The sequence below is a fragment of the Micromonospora sp. NPDC003776 genome (genome assembly GCF_053605645.1).
The window spans coordinates 1-4,720 of the sequence record NZ_JBSGJR010000544.1; the positions used below are offsets into that span (position 1 = coordinate 1).

At 72.9% G+C, this 4,720-nt stretch carries 4 protein-coding genes and 1 pseudogene; 2 read left to right on the forward strand and 3 right to left on the reverse strand.

Going from position 1 to position 4,720, the window contains the following annotated elements; all coding sequences use genetic code 11:
- Positions 1–96 precede the first annotated feature (96 nt).
- The 3 genes and pseudogenes from ACWEVO_RS30445 to ACWEVO_RS30455 all read right to left on the reverse strand — a co-directional run.
- Positions 97–480 (reverse strand): annotated as a pseudogene (locus tag ACWEVO_RS30445) (DUF58 domain-containing protein); the annotation flags it as partial.
- Entirely contained in the window at positions 477–1,526 is a 1,050-nt protein-coding gene (locus ACWEVO_RS30450) for an AAA family ATPase (RefSeq protein ID WP_452310911.1), read from the reverse strand. The gene ACWEVO_RS30450 and the pseudogene ACWEVO_RS30445, both read right to left, overlap by 4 nt.
- Positions 1,527–1,712: 186 nt before the next feature.
- Complete coding sequence (locus ACWEVO_RS30455; protein WP_452310912.1) at positions 1,713–2,246, reverse strand: hypothetical protein; 534 nt, start codon at positions 2,244–2,246, stop codon at positions 1,713–1,715.
- 382 nt (positions 2,247–2,628) lie between these two features.
- Here ACWEVO_RS30455 and ACWEVO_RS30460 point away from each other — a divergent pair, with 382 nt between their 5' ends.
- Positions 2,629–3,567, forward strand: coding sequence for an endonuclease/exonuclease/phosphatase family protein (locus tag ACWEVO_RS30460; RefSeq protein WP_452310914.1), 939 nt, complete (start codon positions 2,629–2,631; stop codon positions 3,565–3,567).
- A 333-nt stretch (positions 3,568–3,900) separates the two neighbouring features.
- On the forward strand, positions 3,901–4,720 hold an 820-nt coding region (tnpB, locus tag ACWEVO_RS30465; RefSeq protein WP_452310913.1), incomplete at its 3' end, for an IS607 family element RNA-guided endonuclease TnpB.

A 4,720-nucleotide genomic window follows, 5' to 3' on the forward strand; every position in this document is an offset into this window, starting at 1 on the left:
CCACCGATCCCAAGGTGGACTGGGTCACCGACTTCGAGAAGCAGACCGGCTGCCAGGTCAACGTCAAGGTGGCCGGCACCTCGGACGAGATGGTGCCGCGGTGAGGAACCCGACCGCGGCCACCGCGGCCACCGCCAGCTCGCGTTTGTCCAGCGTGGCCGTGCCGTACTCCATGCTGGCGCTGGCGTCGACCAGCAGCCAGGTGGTCAGCTCCCGATCGGCGTCGACCTCCCGGACGTGCGGGACGGTGGTCCGCGCGGTGACCGCCCAGTCCATCCGGCGCACCTCGTCCTCGCCGGGGCGGTACTCCCGGCTGCCGGCCGCTTCGCTGCCCGGGCCCGGCAGCAGCCCCCGGTGCTCTCCGTGCAGCAGCCCGTCCAGCCGCCGGGTGACGGTCAGCTCCAGCCGGCGTAGCCGCTGGTCGGGGGTGAGGTCCGCCAGGGTCGGCTCGGGCAGGGCGGGGGCCGCCCGGCGCCTCATGCCGCCGCCAGGTCGGCTGCCGCCTCCGGATGGCCGTGGGCGACCCGCGGTGGCGGCACCGCCTCGATCAGCCGGTGGACCACCGCCTCGGCGGAGACACCGTCGGCGACCGCGTCGAAGGAGAGCACCAGCCGGTGGGCGAGCACGTCGACGGCCAGGTCCCGGACGTCCTCCGGCAGCACGTAGTCCCGGCCCCGGAGCAGCGCCTGGGCGCGCGCGGCGGCGACCAGGCCGAGGGTGGCCCGGGGGCTCGCCCCGTACGCGAGCAGCGGCGCCATCTCCGGCAGCCCGAAGCGGCCGGGATCGCGGGTGGCGAGGATGAGCCGGACCACGTACTCGGCGAGGGCGTGGTGGACGAAGATCTGACCGGCACGGCGTTGCAGTTCCCGCAGCCGCACCGGATCGAGCACCTGCCGGGGCGTCGGCCGGTCGGCGCTCATCCGGTAGAGGATGGCCAGTTCGTCGGCGTCGCTCGGGTAGTCGACCACGATCTTCATGAGGAACCGGTCGCGCTGCGCCTCGGGCAGTTGGTAGACGCCCTCCGACTCGATCGGGTTCTGGGTGGCGAGCACCAGGAACGGTTCGGGCACCGGCCAGCTCCGGCCGCCGATGGAGACCTGCCGCTCGGCCATCGCCTCCAGCAGCGCCGACTGCACCTTCGCCGGGGCCCGGTTGATCTCGTCGGCGAGCACCAGGTTCGCCATGATCGGCCCGAGCTCGACGTCGAAGCTCTCGCTGGAGGCGCGGTAGATCCGGGTGCCGACGATGTCCGAGGGGACCAGGTCGGGGGTGAACTGGATCCGGGAGAACGTGCCGCCGACGACGGTGGCGAGGGTCTGCGCGGCGAGGGTCTTCGCCACCCCCGGCACGCCCTCCAGGAGGCAGTGCCCGTCGGCGACCAGGGCGATGAGCAGGCGTTCGACGAGCCGATCCTGCCCGACGATCACGCGTTTGACCTCGAAGAGGGTCTGTTCCAGCTCGACGCCGCTCGCGTCGGCCTCGACCGGGCTGGGCACGCTGGTCAGGGTGTCCGAGATGTCCGTCACGGTGCTTGCTTCCCGTGCCGGTGGTCGGACAAACGTCGGATTATCAGCCCCTTCGCGGCCCATCCCGGGCGGGAGCGGGACGAGTCCCCCGGGCGGGGCGCAACGGCACGCTCGGCACACCGGGGCACAGGCCGACCCGGACGGCACTGGCCCCCGCCTCGGCGGGGGCCAGCACGGCGGGGGCGATCAGTTGTGGATGACCAGGTGGAACGGCTTGTCCGCGGCGGCGCCGGACGAGCTGCGGGTCTGCACGAAGACCCCGTTCGGGGTCAGGTACCGCGGCGCGACCGACACCTCGCCGCTCGGCGGGACATTCGCCGGGTCGTTGGTGCCGATGCTCGCCAGGTACGCCTTCAGGTGGACGTCGTAGTCGAGCACGACCTGGTACTGCCCCGGGCCGCAGCAGGTGAACCGCTGGGCCGAGACCACGTTCGGAGAGTGTTGGAGCAGGGCGCCGTTGGCGCTGACCACGGCCCACGCCACGGTGCCGGCCGGCGGCGGGGCCAGCGTGGCGTTCAGCGCCGCCCTCGCCCGGCGCGCGTCGGCGGTGGTCACCGCCGGTTGGCTGGTGGATCCGGGCTGGCGCACCCCGGGCTGGGCGGACGTGGCCGGCGCCTGCCTCGCCGGCTGGGCGGCCGCGGCGATACCCCCGCCGGCCAGGGTGAGGGTCAGGACGCCGAGCGCCACCACCGCCGCCTTGCGTCTGAAGAATGTGGCCATGAGGTCTCCCTTTTGTGACCGTGGTGATACGGCGACCCGCGTTCGGCGGGCCGGCTGGCTAACCGCAGAAAGCCGGGTAAGGATTACCGCAGAACATCGGGAATCGCGACCGGCAATACATTTCACACCCGGCTTGAGCTGGGGATACTACGCAGAGTTGCGACGTCTCAACCACCTGGAACGTAGCATCGGAAAATGCCGCCGGTCAACCGTGGTGATTTGCTTTTCGGAATCGCCACACACTTTTCTTGAGCGTGAAAGATGAATTGCCGGCCATTCACGAAATTGCCTCGTGGGGCATCGCGCCGGGCTTCCGACCGGTACGGTGGCGGCCGTGACGGGGGTGCCGCAGAAGGGACGGACGGCGGGCCGGGTCGCGACGGTGGCCTGCTGGCTCGCCGTGCTGCCGGTGGCGGCCTGGGCCGTGCTCCGGCTGGCCGGGCTGGAACGGGGGCCGCTGGTGCAGGCGGTCGCCTTCACGCCGTACGTCGCCGCGGGCTCCCTGGCACCGCTGGCGCTGGCGCTCGCCCTGCGCCGCCGAGCGCCGGCAGTCGTCGCGGCGGTCACCGCACTGGCCCTGCTCGGCGCGGTGGCGCCCCGCGCGGTCCGGGCCGGCCAGCCCTCCGCCGGCGGCCCCACCCTGCGCCTGCTCACCGCCAACCTGCTGCTGGGCGGCGCCGACCCGGCCGCACTGGTCGACCTGGTCCGCACCCGGCGGGTCGACGTGCTGGCCCTGCAGGAGTTCACTCCCGGCATCGCCGCCGAGCTGGACCGGCTGGGGCTGGCCACGCTGCTGCCCTACCGCGAGTCGCATCCGGAGCCCGGCGCGACCGGCTCGGCGCTCTACGCGCGCTTCCCGCTCAGCGCGGTCGGGGTCCGGCGCAATCAGGGCTTCGCCTTCCTGCAGGCGTACGGGACCCTCGCCGTGCCGGGCGGGCCACCCCTGCGGGTCGAATCGGCGCATCCGGCCTCCCCGTACGCCGTCGCGGTCGTCCCGGACTGGTGGACCGACCTGCGGGCGCAGCCGCCCGCCACCCCGCACGGGCAGCTCAGCGTGCTGGCCGGCGACTTCAACGCCACCCTCGACCACGCGCCGCTGCGCGACCTGATCGCCACCGGTTACGTCGACGCGGCGGACGCGGCCGGCGCGGGGCTCGCCGGCACCTGGGGTCCGTACGACGGCGACCGCATTCCGCCGGTCACCATCGACCACGTGCTGGCTGACCGCCGCATCGCCGTCCGCGCCGTCGAGGTGCACCCCCTCGCCGGCAGCGACCACCGCGCCGTCCTCGCCACCCTCCGCCTCCCCACCACCCCCTGACCCCCCGCCACCCTGCCGCCCCCGCCCCCGCCGCCCCGGCGCGTCGATCATTGAGTTGTGGCGCCCGGGAAGCGGCCTCTGCGGCTTTTCTCCACCACCACAACTGCATGATCGCGGGGAGGGGACGGGGCGGGGCGGGGGGTGTCAACTGCTGCCAAGGGAGTGTTCTTCAGGCGGCAGAGACGTGTTCTGGTGGGGTGTTTGGGCGTGGGGCTGCGGGTGTGTCGTACCCGTCGCCGACACTGATCGCGGAGGGGGTGAGTGGGGCTGGGTGTGCGTAGTGTGCAGGCGTTTCGTTTTGCGCTCGATCTCACCTCGGCTCAGGAGCGGTCGGTGCTGGCGCATGCTGGTGCGGCGAGGGTGGCGTACAACTGGGGTCTGGCCAGGGTGAAGGCGGTCATGGGCCAGCGGGCCGCGGAACGTTCCTACGGCACGCCTGAGGAGCTGCTGATTCCGGCCCTCGGGTGGAATCTCGCCGCGTTGCGTAAGGCGTGGAACGCGGCCAAGGGTGAGGTGGCGCCGTGGTGGGCTGAGTGCTCCAAGGAGGCGTACAACACCGGCCTGGACAACCTGGCCCGCGGCTTGAAGAACTGGTCTGACTCGCGTGCGGGCAAGCGGAAGGGGCGGCGAGTCGGGTTCCCGCGATTCAAGTCCCGCCGCCGCAGCACGCCGAGTATCCGGTTCACCACCGGCGCGATCCGGGTGGAGCCGGACCGTAAGCATGTCGTGCTGCCCCGGCTGGGCCGGTTGAAGACGCACGAGTCGACCCGCAAGCTCGCCCGCCGCCTGGAGGCGGGCACGGCCCGGATCCTGTCCGCGACGGTGCGCCGTGACGGCGGGCGGTGGCAGGTCGCGTTCTGCGTCGAAATCGAACGGGTCGAGCGCACCCCGACGCACCCGCGGGCGGTGGTCGGTGTCGACGTGGGGATCACCCACCTGGCGGTGCTGTCCACCGGCGAGATGGTGCCCAACCCGCGGCATCTGGACGAGGCGGCCCAGCGGATGCGGCGCCTGTCCCGGCGGATGTCCCGCCGCGTCGGCCCGGACCGGCGCACCGGTCGGCGGCCCTCAAACCGGTGGGAACGCGCCCGCCGGCAGGTCACCCGCGCCCATGCGCGGGTAGCGAACCTGCGCCGTGACGGCCTGCACAAAC